Below are 16,258 nucleotides of genomic sequence, written 5' to 3'. Positions count from 1 at the left end.
CGCCGCCGCCGTAGAGCCGGCCGGTGAGCGTCTTCGGCGCGGTGACGGGCACGCCGTTCGCGCCGAACAGCGCGCGCAGCGCGGCCGCCTCCTCGGCGTCGGCCTGCGGCACGCCGGAGGCGTCGGCGAAGACCACGTCGATCTCCTCCGGGCGCAGCCCCGCGTCCGCCAGGGCCCGCTCGATCGTGCGGCGGAGCACCGGCGGGCGGTCGCCGCCCGGCGCCGGGTCGAAGCCGGCCGCGTAGCCGAGCACCCGGGCGTAGGCGCGGCCGCCGCCGCGCTCGGCGAAGGCGTCCGGGCGCTCGGTGATCAGGATCGCGCCGCCCTCCCCCGGCAGGAAGCCCGAGGCCTCCGCGGAGAAGGGCAGGTAGGCCCGGAGCGGGTCGTCCACCGTGGACAGTCCGTCGGAGCTGAGCTGCGCGGTCACCCCGTAGGGACAGAGCGAGGAGTCGGTGCCGCCGGTCACGACCAGACGAGCGTCACGGCGCAGCAGCCTTCTGCTCTGCCCTACCGCGTCCAGGCCTCCGGCCTGCTCGCAGCAGAGCACCCCGCAGGGGCCGCGCATGCCGTGCCGGATGGAGACCTGACCGGTGGTGGCCGCGTAGAACCAGGCGATCGACTGGTAGGCGCCCACCCACGACGGGTCGTGCTGGTACAGGTTCTCCATCTCGTGCTGGCCGAACTCGGTGCCGCCGGAGGAGGACGAGGTGACCACGGCCATCTCGAACTCCGGCAGCTGCTTCGGGTCGACGCCGCCGTCCTCCAGCGCCTCGGCGGTGGCCGCGAGCGCCAGGTGGGTCCACCGGTCGGTCTGGGTGACCAGCCGGCTGGGCACCTGCGCCGCGGTGTCGAACCCGGGCACCTCGCCGGCGTAGCGGACCGGGTAGGTCGCCGGGTCGAACCGGCTGATCGGGCCGATGCCGGACTTGCCCGCGAGGACCGCGGCCCAGTGATCGGCGGTGCCCAGCCCGGTCGGCGCGACCACGCCGATACCGGTGATCAGCGGGGCGTCGTCTGCGACAGCGGACACGCTCAGCTCCTCTCGTAGGCGACGACGCCCGGACGGGCGAGCAGCATCGCGCTCTGGAATCCGCCGAATCCGCTGCCGACGCTCAGCACCACGTCCATGCGGTGCTCGCGGGCCGTCTTCGGGACGTAGTCCAGGTCGCACTCCGCGTCGGCGACCTCCAGGTTGGCCGTGGGCGGCACGACCTGGTGTTCCAGGGCCAGCGCGCTGGCGGCGACCTCGATCGAGCCGATCGCGCCGAGCGAGTGGCCGACCATCGACTTGATGGAGCTGACCGGCGTCCGGTAGGCGTGGTCGCCCAGGCTGCGCTTGAACGCCGCCGTCTCGTGCCGGTCGTTCTGCTTGGTGCCGGAGCCGTGCGCGTTGATGTAGCCGACGGCGGTCGGGTCCAGCTTCGCCTGGGCCAGCGCCCGGGTGATGGCCTCGGACATCTCCCGGCCGTCGGCCTTCAGGCCGGTCATGTGGAAGGCGTTGCTGCGGCCGGCGAAGCCGACCAGCTCGGCGTAGATGTGCGCGCCGCGCGCCTCGGCCGCGCTCTTCTCCTCCAGCACCAGCACCGCCGAGCCCTCGGCCAGGACGAAGCCGGAGCGGTCCCGGTCGAAGGGCCGGGACGCGGACTCGGGGCGGTGGTTGTCCGGCGTGGTGGCCTTGATCGCGTCGAAACAGGCCGAGGTGATCGGCGAGAGCGGCGCGTCGGTCGCGCCCGCGAGCACGATGTCGGCCGACCCTTCCTCGATCAGCTGCATGGCGTGCCCGATGGAGTCGAGCCCGGAGGTGCAGCCGGTCGAGATCAGCGCGACCGGGCCCTCCGCGCCGGCGTCCCTGGCCACCTCGACGGCCAGGGTGCTCGGCACCATGTAGCCGTACAGGTGCGGCACACCCTTGGTGTGGTCGACGAGCCAGTTGCGGCCGCCGTCGCTCAGGGTGACGTACTCCTGCTCCAGGCCCATGGTGCAGCCCACGGCGCTGCCGATGCTGACCGCGATCCGCTCGGGTTCGACGGCGTCCAGCTCGATGCCGCTGTCCTCGACGGCCTCACGCGCGCCGACGACGGCGAACTGGGCGGCCCGGTCCATCCGCAGGATCTGGGCGTCCGTCAGCCCCCGGGCCGCCGGGTCGAAGTCGACCTCGGCGGCCACCTGGGAGCGGAACGGGGTGGGGTCGAAGAGGGAGATCCGCCGGGTCGCGGTGCGCCCGGCGGACAGCAGGTCCCAGAAGGCCTCCCGGTCGGGTCCGCCGGGGGCGACCACCCCTATGCCGGTGATGACGGCACGACGGGTCATGGGGCATCGCCCACCTGCGGCTGCGGCGCGCCCGCGTCGACGACGTCCTCGGTGTCCACGTGGCCCAGCTCGGGCCGGGGCGCCAGCGGCGAGAGGTGGAAGACCGCGGTGGCCCGCACCTTGCCGACGTTGACCAGCCGGTGGTCGACGCCGATCGGGATCAGCACCGAGTCCTCCGGGCCGAGTTCGAGCGGCTTGCCGTCCAGGGTCAGCTCCAGCTGGCCCTGGACGACGTGCAGGAACTCCTCGGAGTACGGGTGGTAGTGCCGGGTGACGTACTCGCCGGCCTCCAGGTGCAGCACACCGCCGAAGCCGGAGCCGCAGCCCACGGTGACGGGGCTCAGGGTGACCCGGATGTCGCCGCCGCGCTTGCGGTTGGGCGTGGCGTCGGAGACGTTGACGCGAAGGATGCTCGGGTCGTTGACGGGCGTGGTCACTGGATCCTCCCCTGCTCGCTGGTCCACACGTAGAACGGGGACGCCATGGCGTCCTTCGGCTCCTGCCAGTTCGGGTCGTACGGCGAGATCCACTCGGTCAGGCCGGTGTTGATCCGGTCGTACAGCGGGTGGCTGCGGGCCTTGTAGAGGTTCGGGGAGATGTCCTGGTCCGCCTCGACCAGGTGGAAGTACAGGTTGTGGAAGTTGAAGAGCGTGCGGCGGGACACGCCGATCAGGTGCGGCAGATCCGTCCCGTCCGACTCCTCGAACAGCTTCGCGACAGGCTCAGCGTTCCTCGGGTCCATCCGTGCCACGATCAGTGTCCGGTGCACCGCCGCCTCCTCTGCGGGTCGATGACTTGCTTCACAGCAGCGGTCCGAACACTCCTCCGCCTCCCTCGAGTGGCGCTCGACATGGGCTGCACGGTCGGCGGACCAGTCGCCCTCGAGTCCGCCGCGAAAGCACGGGCCAGCATGGAGGGGCCGGGCGGGCCGCGCGGCCGTCGGCCTTCCCCCCGCCGACGGCCCGGCCCGCCCGCGACCACGAGGAGAGGAGAGGGCATGCCCTTCGCGGCGATCCAGTACGACATCAAGCCCGGCTTCGAGAAGGAGCTGGCGGAGATCTTCGGCAGCTTCAAGCGGGTCGGCTCGTCGTCGGTGAAGGGCCGGCCGGGCGGCGCGCCGGACGCGGACGCGCCGACGCCCACCACGCGCATCCTGTCCACGGCCGTCTTCCTGCGCGAGGCGACGATGGTGCGCTTCATCGAGTACGAGGGCGACCTGCAGGAGGTCGCCTGGCACATGGCCACCCAGCCGGGGGTGCAGGAGGTCGAGGCCAAGCTCAAGCCCTACCTCAGCAAGCCCCGGGACACGGGCACGCCGGAGGGCTTCGTGGCCACCTTCAACCGCAGCCTGCTGCCGTGCCTGACGCAGATCTCGGTGCGCGGCTGACGCCTCCGGAGCAACGCCGCCGGACGAGTCGAGGCCGGACCCTTGAAGGGTCCGGCCTCTTCCCGCGTGGCTCAGCTGGCCACGTCGACGCCGGCCGAGCCGTCGTTGACGTCCGCCAGCTTCAGGTGGAACCGACCCAGCTTGAGGTCCAGGCCCTTCTGCAGGGTGTAGCTGAAGCCGTGCGAACTGATGACGATCGAGGCGGCGTCGACTCGCTTGACGACGAAGTCCGCGCCGTCGAGCGAGAGTTGCGAGCCCTCGTGCAGGTCGAGACGGCACTGCCCCTTGTCGCAGGAGCCCTTGGCGTCGGCACAGGCCGCCAGCCCCGGCAGGGCCAGGCCCAGCACCAGCGCCGCGGTGAGCAGGCGTCGTCGTAATCGCATGGGTCGTCTCCTTAACAGGCCGCCCGCAGGCGGAGAAGGGCGGGACTCCGGAGAGCCCCGCCCGGGGACTGGTCAGTGCAGGGCTGTCGCGCCGCTGCCCACCACGAGGGCGGCCAGCGCCAGGCCGGTGCGCAGCAGGTGCCATCGCCGCCAGAGCGGGCGCGGGTCCTCCCAGTCCGAAGGTAACGCCCCGTCGGTCGCGACCGCCTTGACTCTGCGGTTGATGGGGACGTTGCACAGATGCGAGACCGTCGAGACGCCCAGCAGCAGCACCGCGGTCACGATGTACAGCTCCCGCGCCGTCCCGGTCCGCAGCACCGCGAGCGCCACGTTGAGGCCGGTGCTGGTGAGCACCGTCAACGGCATCACCGGGTCCCAGTTGCGGCCCAGCAGCCGGTGCGCCTCCACGTAGGTGCGCGGCTCCATCGCGAACAGCGCGGGCAGCACACTGAGCGCGACGGCGAACAGCACGCCCGCGGTGACTCCGGTGCCCACGGCGGCGAGCACGCTGAGAGTCTCGACCACGGCCCTCCCTCCTCTCCCGGCCGCGCCGGTCAGCCGTTCGGGTGGGTGTCCACCGTGAGCTGGGCGATGGAGCGCATCGTGGCGTTCTTGAAGTAGGCGGCGAAGTCCGCGTCGCTGCGGGTGTCGCGCTCCTCGGCCAGGTAGGGCAGCAGCTCCTCCTCCAGCTTGTGGACGCCCTTCTGTGCGGCCATGTGACGCCCGACGGCGGCGAACTCGCCCTCGTAGTGGATGACCCGGACCAGGATGTCGTCCTTGATGAAGACGCCCGTCCCGAGCAGGCGCCCGGCGGGCGCCTCACCGCCCCGCAGGGAGGGGAGGTCGGGCGTGTCCACCCGCTGGAACCCGGCGAAGATCGCGGCGATCTCGTCCTCGAAGCCGGGCTTGACCCGGTAGGTGATGGCTGCGTACGGCATGAACGTTCGACCTTTCGGCTCAGGCGGCGCGCGACGGGGCAGCGTTGATGATCTTCAGCAGCAGTCGCGGCGTCTCCGCCTGCGCCACCGCGTCGTCCTCGATCTGGATGCCGAGCTGGCGCCCGATCACACCGGTGACCTGGAGCACCGCGAGGGAGTCGTAACCGAGCTCGAAGAACGTGACGTCGAGGACGGAGTCGTCGGCCGTGGACAGGTCGTAGGTGTCGGAGTCGCCGGCGCACTCGCGCAGCGCAGCGGTCAGCTCCTGCACGGTATAGGTGGCCATCGCGTGCGGTCCTTTCGGTGAGGTGAGTGGTGCCTTGCGGCGCCGAGGGGCTGACCAGGTCTCAGCCCGACCGGCCCACCGCCAGCGCGCCGGCCCCGGATCCCGCGCCCGCGTACTCCAACTCGGGGTCGTCGGAGAGCATCGCCCGCTGCAGGCCCTGCAGGGTCGGGGACGGGTCGAGGCCGAGCTCGCGGCCGAGGGTGATCCGGAGCCGCTGGTAGGTCTCCAGGGCGCTGCCACGTCGTCCGGCCCGGTACAGGGCCAGCATCAACTGCGCCTGGAGCCGCTCATGGGTGGTGTGGCGGGCGGCCAGTCCGGCCAGCTCGCCGAGGATCTCGTGGTGCATGCCGAGGGCCAGGTCCGACTCGATCCGCTGGCTGAGGATGCTCAGCCGGCACTCCTCCAGCCGGATCACGTCGGCCTCCAGCAGCGGGCCGACCTGCACGTCGACCAGGACGGGGCCGCGCCACAGGGCCAGCGCCTGACGGAAGCGGGAGGCGGCGGTCTGGTGGTCGCCGACCGACAGGGCGCGGTGGCCGATGGCCGCGAGCCGTTCGGCTTCGACGGCGTCGACCAGTCCGCCCTGGGTGTCCAGCATGTAGCCGTTGGCGGAGGTGACCAGGATGTCCTTGGGGCCGCAGCCCAGGTTCTCCCCGGGGCCCACGGCCAGCGCGGCGCCGATCAGGTTGCGGACCTGGAGGATGTAGGTCTGCAGCGTGGTCTGCACGCTCCGGGGCGGGTTGGCGCCCCACAGCTCCTCGATCAACCGGGAGACGGCCACCACCTGGTCGGGGTACATCGCCAGCAGTGCCAGCACCTTCCGCGGCTTGATCGCTGTCGGTACGACGGAGGCCCCCGCCAGCGTGACCTGGCAGGGCCCGAGCACACCAATGTCCATCGTCGAGCTCCTTCTTGAGTCAGCCCAGGGGGGCGGCGGTCGCGGAGGTCAGGCAGGCTCGGAGCCGTTCCGCGAGCAGCGCCACGACCGGTTCGTCACGGACGAAGAAGTGGTCGCCGGGAAGGCTCCGCAGGGTGAAGCCCCCGACCGTGTAGGCGCTCCACTCGGCGACCTGGGCCACCGGCGCGACGTGGTCGGCGTGACCGGCCAGGGCGAGCACGGGAACGTCCAACGTCCTGCCTGCGGCGGCCCGGAGACCCCGGGCGAGCAGCAGGTCGTCCCTGAGGATGTCGAGCATGGTCCGCGACCAGCTCAGGTTGAGGGAGCTCTGCGGCATCTCGCCGCCGGTGCGCTCGAGCAGGCCGTGCAGCGCGCGGTCGTCGAGCTCGGCGCCGTCGAGCAGCGGCATGCCGAGGTGGGGCGGCGCGCAGGCGCCGACGGCGAGCAGCTCGGGCGGCCGCAGGCCGCGGCCGCGGAGCCGGTCCGCGACGGAGTAGGCGACCAGCGCGCCCAGGCTGTGCCCGTAGAGCGCGTACGGCTCCGCGCAGTACTCGCCGAGCGCGGCCTCCAGCTCGTCGAGCAGCCGCTCGGCCGAGGTGATCCGCGGCTCCCGCAGCCGGCTCTCCCGCCCGGGAAGCCGCACGGGCACCACCCGCACCGGCGCCTCCACCGGCAGCGCGGCGAGGAAACGATTCTGCCAACGGGCGTAGGACATCGCGCCCGCTCCGGCATGGTGGAAGCAGAACAGACGCATCGACCCGGAAGGACCCGGGTCCACCGCGAACCAGCCGCCCATGACCGCACCCCCTCGTCACGTCGCGCACACCCTGAACAACCCTCAGGTGCGAACGATCGTCCTCAGAGGAGCTGCAGGAACGCTTGACATGCTCTTGAGCCCGCGCGCGGCAGCTGGGCCGTCGGCGCGGGCCGGGACAGAGCGGTGACGCACGGGCGGGTCAGCCGCGGCTCCCCGCCCTCGGGGCCAGGGCCCGGTCAGGACCCTCGATGGTCTGCCGACGGTCCCCCGACGGCGACCGCGGGTTCTGCGGACGCAGCGGGCTGACCGGGTCGAGCATCGGATCCGAGGACAGCACCGCCCGCTGCAGCCGCTGCACCGGCGCGGAGGGCTCCAGGCCCAGCTCGTCGATCAGCGAGGCACGCAGCCGCCGGAAGACCTCCAGCGCCCGCGCGGACATGCCGCAGCGGTAGAGCGCGAGCATGAACTGGGCGTGCAGGTTCTCGTGCAGCGGGTACTGGGCGGTCAGCCCGGCCAGCTCCCCCAGGATCTCGTGGTGCCGCCCCAGCTGCAGATCCGCGTCGAGGCGTCGTTCCAACGCCGCGACCCGGCTCTCGTCCAGCCGGGTCGCCTCGATCTCCAGCCTGCTGCCGCGCGGCAGATCGATCAGCGCCGGGCCTCGCCAGAGGCCCAGCGCCTGACCGAGCTGGCGCGACGCGGCCTCCGGGTCCCCCGCCTCGAAGGCCGCGTAGCCTCTGACGGTCAACTCGTCGAACCGGCAGGCGTCGACATCGCCCATCGGGGTCTCCAGCAGATATCCCGCGCTGCGGGTGATCAGCACCTCCTTGGCGTCACGCCCCGAGCCGACCATCGCGGCCGAGAGCGAACGACGCAGTTGGAAGATGTAGGTCTGCAGGGTGGTCGCCGCACTGCGCGGCGGACGCGGACCCCACAGTTCGTCCATCATCGCGACAACCGGCACCATCTGACGCGCGTTCAGCGCCAGCAGAGCCAGCAGTTGACGCGGCTTTCCGGCCGTGGGAACGATCGAGACATCCGCTTCGACCGCCTCAAGCGGGCCCAGTACCTTGATCTCCATGCCCTCACCGTCCCCTCCACGGTAGGCGCCGCGGCCTTCTCCTTTCGAGGTCGCTGCGGAGAGAGCCAAGCACCAGAGTGCCAAAGGCGTGGCGGCCGGGAACAGTGAGATCTTCACGTCTTGCGGAGGACTTCCTCAATCGCCGTTCGACTGCCGTTCGGCCGCCGATCAGCTGCTGAGGTCCAGCTGACGCAGCACCTCACGCTCGTAGGAGGACAGGCCGACCCCCGCGGTCAGCCGTTCCGGGTGTCCCAGCGGCGGCCCGGAGAAGCCGAGGAACGTGGCGGGCACGTACGGCATCCGGTCGTCCGCCGGGCGCAGCTGGCGGGCCAGCTCCGTCGGGTTGACGTCCGGATGGAAGACCCCTACCTGGCACTGTCCGTAGACGGCCAGGGCCCGCAATACGGGATAGAAGCAGTACTTGGCGAGACTTCGCCCCAACCTGCCCACGAGGGCACCTCCTTGGCACAAAAGGGGATGCCCTACATGGTCGCGCCGGCCGCTCGAGAGCCACTCCAGGTCGAGTCATGGTCGGTGTGGTTCACGACCTCGACCGGAATCCGAGCGGCCGCGCCGACACTGCCCGCATGAGCCTCGACTACCCGCCCGCCCGAGCGAACGCCACCGAGGTGCCCGCCGCCTACCGCGACCTGCGCGGCTCCTGCCCCGTCGCCCCCGTGCGCTTCCCCAGCGGCGACCACGGCTACCTGGTCAGCCGTTACGAGGACGTGCGTCGCATCCTCGGCGACCCCGACTTCAGCCGGGCCGCGACGGTCCTGCCCGAGGCCCCCAAGCTGACCCGGCTCCCCTTCGACCCCGGCGGCCTGTTCACCCTGGACGGCCCCGAGCACACCCGCCTGCGCGCCCTGGTCGCCCGGGAGTTCACCCCGCGCCGCACGGTGGCGCTCCAGCCGCTGCTGACGGCGGCTGCGGACCGCCTCGTCGACGGCCTAGTCGCGACCGGGCCGAAAGCCGATCTCATCGGCCACTACGCCTTCCCGCTGCCCGCGTTCGTGATCTGCGAGCTGCTGGGCGTGCCCTTCGCCGACCGGGACACCTTCCAGGCCTGGTCCGACCAGGTCCTCTCGCTCACCGCCCCCAGCCCCGAGGCCCGCGCCGCGCTGCTCGCCTACCTCGGCGGCCTGGTCGCCGAGAAGCGCCGCAGCCCCGGCGAGGACCTGCTCAGCGCGCTGGCCCTCGGCGGCCTCGACGAACGCGAACTGCTGACGATGGCCGTCACCCTGCTGCTGGCCGGCCATGAGACCACCGCCGGCGTCATCGGCACCTCCGTGCTGACCCTGCTGCTGCGCCCCGAGGGCCTGGCCGCCGTCCCCGACGAGGGCGAGGCCCTCGACGCGCTGGTCGAGGAACTGCTGCGCTACAACCCCGTCGGCGACGGCGGCCCGCTCCGCGTCACCCTGCGCGACGTCGAGATCGCCGGCACGCCCGTCCCGCGCAACAGCGCGGTGATCGCGTCCATCTGCTCGGCGGATCGCGACGAGTCCGTCTTCCCCGACCCCGACCTCTTCGACCCGTCCCGCACCGGCCGCCCCCACCTCGCCTTCGGCCAGGGCCCCCACTACTGCCTCGGCGCATCCCTCGCCCGCGCGGAGCTGCGCACGGCGATCAGCGTCCTGGCCCGCCGCGTGCCCGGCCTGCGGCTGGCCGTGCCGGTCGAGGAGCTGCGGATGCACAGCGGGTTGTTGGTGAACCGATTGGTGGAGCTGCCGGTTACCTGGTGACGAGGCGCAGTTGCCCTGTCCGGGGCCCGAGGCTCTGCTGATGTGCGGCTCCACCGCGTGGGCGCGGCACCCCCAGCCTTCGGCCGGGGGGTGCCGCCATCCCACGCAGGGAGAGCCCCGAACGCGCAGGGCCATCCGCTCGCCGGTGGCTTGTCGCGCAGTTCCCCGCGCCCCTAGCGTGCTGCCACGGAATGCATCACGAAACCCTCCCCGTCACGTGGCCCGTAGCCGAAGGCTCGGTCGACGGCGATGTGCGCGAGCCAGGCCAGGCCGGCGACCGTCGTCCCGCGATGGCCAGAGGCTGCGGCCGTCAGCAACAGCGCCGCAGGCACCACCGGCGAGTGCAACGTGTTGTACGGCCGGATCGCGTAGGACGGCAGCTGCTTCCACGTCGGCGCGGCGGCCGCACCGATCAGCAGCGCCACGTCCGGCACCACCGCGCACACCCACAGGGTCCTGCTCCGCCGCCCGGCAGCCGCCCGTGCCGCGGCCAGCGCGGCCACGCCGACCAGCGCGCTCGTCGCGCGGCCGGTCGGCGTGCGGTAGGTCCAGCCCGGTCTCATCTGCCGGCCCCCGGCCCCGCTCTGAAGGTGGCGAGCGCGCCGCCGATCAGGTGGAGGCGGGTCTCGTCCAGGTGGTCCGGCGCGCCGTGGACGTCGTCGAAGACGCGGTCCGTGCCGGGCACACCGGCCCGGCGCAGCAGGTCGGCCTCCCCAGCAGGCATGATCTCGTCGCGCAGGCTCGCGACGTAGTGCACCGGCACCCGCTGCTCCGCCAGCACGGCCAGCTCCGCGTCCGTCAACGCCCAGTCGCGCAGCCGCTCCTGCAGCTCGTCGAGCGGTGTCCGCATGGTGTGTGCGAGGCACGCCCGCGTCGTCGCGGGGAGCGTCGGCCACCAGGCCGTGTCGGTGAAGAACCGCCGCACCGGCGCGCCGACCGTCGCGACGGAGGCGATCCGCGGGTCGTCGAGGGCGCAGCGCAGCGCCAGGTGGCCGCCGAAGCTCAGCGCCACCGCCGCGACGCGGCGCACGTCGGCCAGGCCGAGCAGCGCGTCGAGCAGGGCGGAGAGCATCCGCGGCGCGGCGAGGTCATAGGGCAGCGTGTTCTCGCCGACGCCGGGGAGTTCGGTGACGGCAAGCGCCACGCCCAGGGCGTCGGCCTGCGTCAGCAGCGGCGCCCACTGCTCCTTGACGCTGACGATGCCGCCGAGCACCAGCAGCAGCGGGCGGGGCCGCACCGGGTCGAGGCCCGCCGTCCAGGCGACGAAGCGCTCGTCGTCCAGGGTGACCGTCAGCCGGTCGATCCGGGTCGGCTGCGCGTGGCGCCAGCGGTCGAAGCTCTCGACGCAGCGCCGCTGCGCGACGCGGCGGGCGTCGTCGCCGGGGTAGGGAAAACGGGCGACCGCGTAGTGGCGGCACGCCTCCAGCAGGTGGCCCTCTTCGGCGAGCCGGTCCCCCGCCTCCGTCCAGACCGGCCCCCAGGCGTCGGCGCGCTCACCCCACGGGCGGCGGACCCGCCCCAGCAGCTCCCGCGCCGACGGCTCGTCGATGCCCTGGGCGAGCGCGTGCAGCAGCGCGAGTTCGGCCAGCTCCTCGACGCCCGTCTCCTGCCGCGTGGCGGTCATGCCCCCGCTCCGTCCATGAGTGCCTCCAGCAGCCCGGGATCGAGCATGGTGCTGGCCCGGGTGTCCTCGGTGTCGCCGAAGCCGGCGTCGTACAGGGCCCAACTGACGGTGTACCTGCCGTCGATGGTGCAGCTGTCCAGGACCCACTCGTCGCCGGTGCCCGGCGAGCCGTCGGGTCGCAGCACCTGGAGCGGCTGTCCCGCCGGGCCGAAGCCGAACTCGTTGAAGCGGAACCGCAGCCCCTGCCCGATGGCCTTGCTGTACGCCTCCTTGAGCGTCCACAGCCGGACCATCTCGTGGTTGCGGTCGGCCTCCTCCACGTCGGCCAGCATGGTGCGCTCGTACGCGGTACAGACCTGCCGCTCGATGCCGGGGCTCAGCATGGGCCGGTCGGAGAGCTCCGCGTCGACGCCGATCCAGCCCCGCCGGGTGATGCCGACGAGCAGCAGCTCGTCGGTGTGGCTCAGGCTGATGTCGATCTGGTCGCAGCCGCGCAGGTAGGGGCGACCGCCCGGCTTGTACGCGATCTCGACCGTCTCCGGCGGCGCGTCCATGGCCTGCCCGGCGACCCAGTGCAGCAGCGACCGCGACGCGGCGAACCGCTCGCGGACGGGCCGGTGGCGCATGTCGCGGAAGCGCGCGTAGTCGCGGCCGAGCGCGACGGCGAGCCCGGGGTCGTCCAGGTCCTCCGGGACCCAGTCGGCCAGCCGGGCGTGCACCATCGCCACGCCGTGCTCACGGAAGGCCTTGGCGAACCGGTGCCAGGGCCCCTCCGGACCGGTCAGGCGGATCGGCCGGTCCATCACCGAGACGGAGTCGAGGGTCGTCCCACCCCCCGGGAAGAGCGGCATCACAGGCCTCCAGCAAGTGGACGAGCTCGTCGAGGACATCCGCGGCTGCGGCGCCGTCGATGACACGGTGGTCGAAGGTGAGCCCCAGGCGCAGCACCGCGGTGAGGGCCCGGTGAGGCCCCGGGCGCTGCGTGATCCGGCCGGCAGTGAGGGTGACCGCCGTGCCGCCGAAGGCGTCGAAGGTGTCCACGCGCCGGTGGCCCAGCGAGCTGACGGCGACCGTGCCGAGCAGCTCGGGCCTGCGCGAGGTGCGGGCCATGGCGGCCCGGAAGGCGAGCCGGCCCACGGGGGCCGGGAGGCGTGCCAGCAGCCGCGCCGCGTCGGCGCTGCCGTCGGTGTGGTCGTCGCGGTGGTGCTCCACCAGCCGTTGCAGCTCGGCCAGCGAGAGCCGGTCCACGTCGCGCAGCACGGCGGTGTGCACCCGCCGTTCCGCGCCCGCGCCGGTGTCGACGGCCAGCTTGGCGTGGACCCGGTCGAAGCGGACCGTCCTCGGGAAGAGCCGCCCGACGGCGGCGGCGTTGGCCTCGGGATGGCGGGCCAGCACCCGACCGGCGGCGTACAGCAGGTAACTGACGACGGACACGGGCGACCCCGCCGCGCGGGCGGCGGCCCGGTGCGCCTCGACGCCGCGCATGTCGACCTCGGCGCCCAGGTGCACCGGGGCGGCGCTCCGCGCCCAGTCGAGGAAGTACCGGGTGTGACGCCGGGCCCGGTCGCCTCCGCCGCTCACAGCCCGTCCGCCGCTCACAGCCGCACCGCCCGGTGCAGTTCCCGCAGGGTGCCCGCGGTGAGCAGGTCGGCGAGCGACTGCGCGCGGCCCGCGGCGGCCTCCAGGGCGATCAGGACGCGTAGCAGCAGCATCGAGTCCCAGCCGGGCAGCGCGTCCAGCGGCAGGTCCGCCTGGTCCGCCGAGAGCTCCAGGTCCAGCTCCTCGTTGAGCAGCGCCACCAGACCGCCGATGTCGGCCAGGTCCTCCGGCCCGGTCCCGTTCAGGCCGGTCATACCGATCGCCCTTCCGGGCCCAGCGCGAGGGTTCCGGTGATCCAGCGGCTCGACTCGACGCAGACCGCCAGGGTCCGCTCGCCCTCCCGCAACAGCGGCAGCAGCAGTGCCAACTGCTGGAGCAGCAGCGCGTTCCCGGTGTTGCCGGTGTCCGCGACGCAGGAGAGCTCGGCGGCCCGCTCGGCGCCGAGCGCGGCCCGCAGCCGGGCGGTGATCGCCGTCGTCATCCGGCCACCGAGCTGCGGCGGCAACAGGTGGTCCAGCTGTTCGCCGGTCCAGTCCAGCGCCGCCAACTGCTCCTTGGCGGCCTGCTCGGCAAGCTCCGGGACGCGCTGCTCGACGGCCGCGTAGTCCTCCGTCGCGGGCGGCAGCGACGAGTCGCGCTCGGCTGCGCCGTACCACTCCAGCCGCTGGCCGGGCGCGACGCCCGGCAGCACCGGACGGTGGCCGACGGCCGCGCAGCGGGCCGCGCCGGGCGCGCGGTCGGCAGAGACCACCGCCGCGCCCGCGCCGTCCCCGAAGACGACGTAGTTGACCAGCTGGGCCGGGCGCATCGAGCGGAAGTCCTGGTCCAGGTCCAGGTGTTTGGCCGCCACGTCGCCGCCGAGCACGAGGCCCCGTCCGGCCCCGTCGGCGAGCAGCGCCCTGGCCAGCGCCAGCGCCTGCACGGTGCCGGAGCAGCCCGACTGGAGCTGGTAGACGGGCACGTCGCCCGCGCCGAGCCGGTCCGCGACGACGGCGGCGGTGGTCGGCATCAACGCGTCCGGTGTTGCCGTGGCCAGGACCACGAAGTCGAGCTCGCGGGCGGCGAGCCCGGCCCGGCCGAGCGCGTCGCGGGCGGCGCGCTCGCACAGGCCCGCCAGGTCGGTGCGGCCCTTGGCGAAGTGCCGGGCGCGGGTGCCGACAAAGCGGTCGATCCACTCGGCGGGGAGGCCGATCCGGGCCCCCAGTGCGGCGTTGTCCACCGGAGGCCCGGGCAGCGCTGCCGCGGCGGAGCGCAGCCACATGGTCGTGCTCATGCGGCCCTGCTCAGGGCCAGTTGCTCGTCCAGATGGCTGACCAGGGAGTCGACGCTGACCAGGGCGGCCATCATCTCGGGCAGCGAGAGCTCGCCCAGAGCGGGCAGCCGCTCCTCCAACAGGGTCTTCAGCTCCATCAGCATCACCGAGTCGAAGCCGAGGTCGTCGTAGAAGCGGTCGTGGCGGCCCACCTCGGCCGCGTCGACGCCGAGCACGACGGCCACGCTGGCGGGCACCGCCTCGGCCGGGCTCTCGGTGCGGGCGGACCGCTCGCCCTCGCGTCCCGGCTGCTCGTGCACGCCGACCGAGGAGGCGCCCTCCATGACGGCCGGCGCGGCGGCCGACGTGGCCGCGGCCGGCCTGACGACGGGCGCGGACGGGCGGCGCCACAGCCGCACCGAGTCGTCGAAGACCTGCGGCAGCAGGCGGGTCAGCCGCTGGTCGGCGGGGGTGTAGAGCGGGTCGAAGGACAGCTCGGCGCCGTGCCGGTAGAGCTCCGCTGCCGCGGAGGCGAGCGCCTGGGCGCCCGACTGCGGACCGCTCAGCACGCTCAGCCCCGGCACCCGCGCACCGCCCGGCACCCGGCGGGCCAGCGTCAGCAGCACCGGCTTGGGGCCGAGCTCCACCAGGTGCGTGACGCCCGCGCGGAGCATCGTCTGCGCGGCATCGGCGAAGCGGACGGTGCCGGTGATGTGCGTGCACCAGTAGTCCGCGTCCAGGCCCGGTCCCCCGGCGTCGAGGACGCCGCCGGTGACGGAGGAGAACATCGGCAGCCGCGGGCTGCCCGTGGGGATCCTCCTGGCGCGGCGCAGGAACTCCGGCAGCACCGGCTCCATCAGCGTCGAGTGGAAGGCGTGCGAGACCTTCAGTGCGGTCGCGCCCGTGCCCTGCTCCGCGAAGTGCTCGCGCAGCCGCGCCAGCGCGCCCAGGTCGCCGGCGAGGACGCTGGCGCCGGGGCCGTTGACGGCGGCCAGGGAGACCAGCGGCTCGGCCGCGACGAGCTCGGCGAGCTGCTCGGCGTCGGCGCGCACCGCGAGGCATCCCGCCGCCCTCGGGCAGCGCGCCCATGGCGGTGGCACGGGCGGCCACGACGGCCGCCGCCTCGTCCAGGGTGAGCGCCTCCGCGGCGACGGCAGCGGCGAACTCGCCGATGCTGTGCCCGACCACCCCGTCCGGCCGCACGCCCAGCTCGGCGAGCGTCGCGGCGAGCGCGTACTCGACGGCGAAGACACACGGCTGGGTCCACTCGGTGCGGTGGACCGCCTCGTCGCCGCGGAGCAGCAACTCGACGACGGAGCCGGGCAGGTGGGGGTCGAGCGCGCGCGAGGCGCGGTCCAGGTGGTGGCGGTACAGGGCACTCTCCCGGTACAGCCGGGCGGTCATGCCGGGGTACTGCGCGCCCTGGCCGGTGAAGAGGAAGCCGAGCACCGGGGTCTCGCCCGGCGCGTTGCCGCACCGCTCCTCGCCCGACGCGGCGTCACGCAGCGCCTCGACCAGGCCGGGCAGGTCGGCGGCGGGCAGCGCCAGCCGGTAGGGCTGCCCGGTGCGCACCCGGTTGCTGGTCCAGCAGACCCGGCCCACCGGCACGGCTGCGGGCTCGCCCGCCCAGTCCGGGGTGAGCCGCGCCAGCGTCTCCGCCTGGGCGGCCGCGTTGCGGCGCAGGCCCTGCGCGGAGGGCGCGGTGAGGGTGAAGACGGAGGCGGAGACCTCCTCGGAGTCCGGTGCCGTGGCGGGGTCCTCGGCCTGCGCGGCCGCCACCACGACGTCCTCGCGCGGCGCGCCGGCGAGGATCACGTGCGCGTTGCTGCCGCCCATGCCGAAGCTGGAGACGCCGATCAGCACCCGCGTGACGTCGGCGGGCAGCGGCTCGGGCCGCTCGACCAGCCGCAGACCGTGGTCGCGCAGGGCCAGGGCCGGGTGCTCGCCGCCGACCGTGGCCAGCGGCGGGACCACGCCGTTGCGCAGCGTGAGGGTCGCCTTGAT

General features: G+C 73.5%; 21 protein-coding genes and 1 pseudogene. 2 read left to right on the top strand and 20 right to left on the bottom strand.

Translation table 11 applies throughout. The annotated features are described in order from the left end of the window. From TR49_RS34300 to TR49_RS34285, 4 genes are all read right to left on the bottom strand, one after another. Positions 1–1,030: beta-ketoacyl synthase N-terminal-like domain-containing protein (locus TR49_RS34300; RefSeq protein ID WP_201776269.1), on the bottom strand; the 1,030-nt coding region annotated here is incomplete at its 3' end. A gap of 2 nt (positions 1,031–1,032) precedes the next feature. Further along, a complete protein-coding gene (locus TR49_RS34295; RefSeq protein WP_042388956.1) occupies positions 1,033–2,310 on the bottom strand; it encodes a beta-ketoacyl-[acyl-carrier-protein] synthase family protein in 1,278 nt (425 codons plus the stop codon). Beyond that, complete coding sequence (locus TR49_RS34290; RefSeq protein ID WP_042388954.1) at positions 2,307–2,747, bottom strand: cupin domain-containing protein; 441 nt, start codon at positions 2,745–2,747, stop codon at positions 2,307–2,309. Before TR49_RS34290 ends, TR49_RS34295 begins: the two co-directional genes overlap by 4 nt. Beyond that, positions 2,744–3,079, bottom strand: a complete 336-nt coding sequence (locus TR49_RS34285) for a TcmI family type II polyketide cyclase (protein ID WP_042388949.1) — start codon at positions 3,077–3,079, stop codon at positions 2,744–2,746. Before TR49_RS34285 ends, TR49_RS34290 begins: the two co-directional genes overlap by 4 nt. Positions 3,080–3,307: 228 nt before the next feature. Between TR49_RS34285 and TR49_RS34280 the strand changes: the two genes are divergently transcribed. Continuing rightward, positions 3,308–3,697, top strand: coding sequence for a SchA/CurD-like domain-containing protein (locus TR49_RS34280; protein WP_042388946.1), 390 nt, complete (start codon positions 3,308–3,310; stop codon positions 3,695–3,697). 71 nt (positions 3,698–3,768) lie between these two features. On the opposite strand, the gene TR49_RS34275 is transcribed toward TR49_RS34280, so the two are convergent. The 8 genes from TR49_RS34275 to TR49_RS34240 all read right to left on the bottom strand — a co-directional run bounded on the left by TR49_RS34275 (position 3,769) and on the right by TR49_RS34240 (position 8,487). After that, a complete protein-coding gene (locus tag TR49_RS34275) occupies positions 3,769–4,080 on the bottom strand; it encodes a hypothetical protein (protein ID WP_042388943.1) in 312 nt (103 codons plus the stop codon). A 72-nt stretch (positions 4,081–4,152) separates the two neighbouring features. Continuing rightward, on the bottom strand, positions 4,153–4,605 hold the full coding sequence (locus TR49_RS34270) for an anthrone oxygenase family protein (RefSeq protein WP_042388941.1): 453 nt from the start codon (positions 4,603–4,605) through the stop codon (positions 4,153–4,155). A gap of 29 nt (positions 4,606–4,634) precedes the next feature. Then, positions 4,635–5,018 (bottom strand): SchA/CurD-like domain-containing protein, encoded by a 384-nt coding sequence (locus tag TR49_RS34265; RefSeq protein ID WP_042388938.1) that lies wholly within the window; start codon positions 5,016–5,018, stop codon positions 4,635–4,637. A 19-nt stretch (positions 5,019–5,037) separates the two neighbouring features. After that, positions 5,038–5,304: an acyl carrier protein gene (locus TR49_RS34260; protein ID WP_042388935.1), complete on the bottom strand. Its 267-nt coding sequence runs from the start codon at positions 5,302–5,304 to the stop codon at positions 5,038–5,040. A 61-nt stretch (positions 5,305–5,365) separates the two neighbouring features. Beyond that, positions 5,366–6,202: an AfsR/SARP family transcriptional regulator gene (locus TR49_RS34255; protein ID WP_042388933.1), complete on the bottom strand. Its 837-nt coding sequence runs from the start codon at positions 6,200–6,202 to the stop codon at positions 5,366–5,368. Positions 6,203–6,221: 19 nt separating this feature from the next. Next, the gene (locus TR49_RS34250; protein WP_042388931.1) at positions 6,222–6,998 is read right to left on the bottom strand and encodes a thioesterase II family protein; all 777 of its coding nucleotides are present in this window, start codon (positions 6,996–6,998) and stop codon (positions 6,222–6,224) included. A 160-nt stretch (positions 6,999–7,158) separates the two neighbouring features. Beyond that, positions 7,159–8,037 carry an AfsR/SARP family transcriptional regulator gene (locus TR49_RS34245; protein WP_063770245.1) on the bottom strand — a complete coding sequence of 293 codons (879 nt, stop codon included), beginning with the start codon at positions 8,035–8,037 and terminating at the stop codon, positions 7,159–7,161. A gap of 168 nt (positions 8,038–8,205) precedes the next feature. Then, entirely contained in the window at positions 8,206–8,487 is a 282-nt protein-coding gene (locus TR49_RS34240; RefSeq protein ID WP_152627605.1) for a DUF6059 family protein, read from the bottom strand. A gap of 137 nt (positions 8,488–8,624) precedes the next feature. Between TR49_RS34240 and TR49_RS34235 the strand changes: the two genes are divergently transcribed. Further along, positions 8,625–9,779, top strand: a complete 1,155-nt coding sequence (locus TR49_RS34235) for a cytochrome P450 (protein WP_042389036.1) — start codon at positions 8,625–8,627, stop codon at positions 9,777–9,779. A gap of 173 nt (positions 9,780–9,952) precedes the next feature. Here the strand turns inward: TR49_RS34235 and TR49_RS34230 are convergent, their stop codons facing one another. The 8 genes and pseudogenes from TR49_RS34230 to TR49_RS46045 all read right to left on the bottom strand — a co-directional run. Beyond that, positions 9,953–10,342: a DUF4260 family protein gene (locus TR49_RS34230; protein WP_042388926.1), complete on the bottom strand. Its 390-nt coding sequence runs from the start codon at positions 10,340–10,342 to the stop codon at positions 9,953–9,955. Next, the gene (locus TR49_RS34225) at positions 10,339–11,403 is read right to left on the bottom strand and encodes an alpha/beta hydrolase (protein ID WP_042388922.1); all 1,065 of its coding nucleotides are present in this window, start codon (positions 11,401–11,403) and stop codon (positions 10,339–10,341) included. The genes TR49_RS34230 and TR49_RS34225 overlap by 4 nt, the downstream gene beginning before the upstream one ends. Continuing rightward, complete coding sequence (locus tag TR49_RS34220) at positions 11,400–12,254, bottom strand: 4'-phosphopantetheinyl transferase family protein (RefSeq protein ID WP_152627604.1); 855 nt, start codon at positions 12,252–12,254, stop codon at positions 11,400–11,402. The genes TR49_RS34225 and TR49_RS34220 overlap by 4 nt, the downstream gene beginning before the upstream one ends. Continuing rightward, positions 12,139–12,984 carry a 2-oxo acid dehydrogenase subunit E2 gene (locus TR49_RS34215; RefSeq protein WP_052434894.1) on the bottom strand — a complete coding sequence of 282 codons (846 nt, stop codon included), beginning with the start codon at positions 12,982–12,984 and terminating at the stop codon, positions 12,139–12,141. Before TR49_RS34215 ends, TR49_RS34220 begins: the two co-directional genes overlap by 116 nt. A gap of 14 nt (positions 12,985–12,998) precedes the next feature. Next, complete coding sequence (locus tag TR49_RS34210; RefSeq protein WP_042388919.1) at positions 12,999–13,256, bottom strand: hypothetical protein; 258 nt, start codon at positions 13,254–13,256, stop codon at positions 12,999–13,001. Beyond that, a complete protein-coding gene (locus TR49_RS34205) occupies positions 13,253–14,275 on the bottom strand; it encodes a 3-oxoacyl-ACP synthase III family protein (RefSeq protein ID WP_042388916.1) in 1,023 nt (340 codons plus the stop codon). Before TR49_RS34205 ends, TR49_RS34210 begins: the two co-directional genes overlap by 4 nt. Beyond that, entirely contained in the window at positions 14,272–15,306 is a 1,035-nt protein-coding gene (locus TR49_RS46520) for an acyltransferase domain-containing protein (RefSeq protein WP_268874146.1), read from the bottom strand. Before TR49_RS46520 ends, TR49_RS34205 begins: the two co-directional genes overlap by 4 nt. A gap of 70 nt (positions 15,307–15,376) precedes the next feature. Then, positions 15,377–16,228: pseudogene (locus TR49_RS46045) on the bottom strand (acyltransferase domain-containing protein); the annotation flags it as partial. Between the last annotated feature and the right edge of the window lie 30 nt (positions 16,229–16,258).

The organism is Streptacidiphilus melanogenes (assembly GCF_000787835.1).
GTDB lineage: Bacteria > Actinomycetota > Actinomycetes > Streptomycetales > Streptomycetaceae > Streptacidiphilus > Streptacidiphilus melanogenes.
Note: the sequence above shows the minus strand (reverse complement) of the source record. Positions and strands in the feature narration are given on the sequence as shown.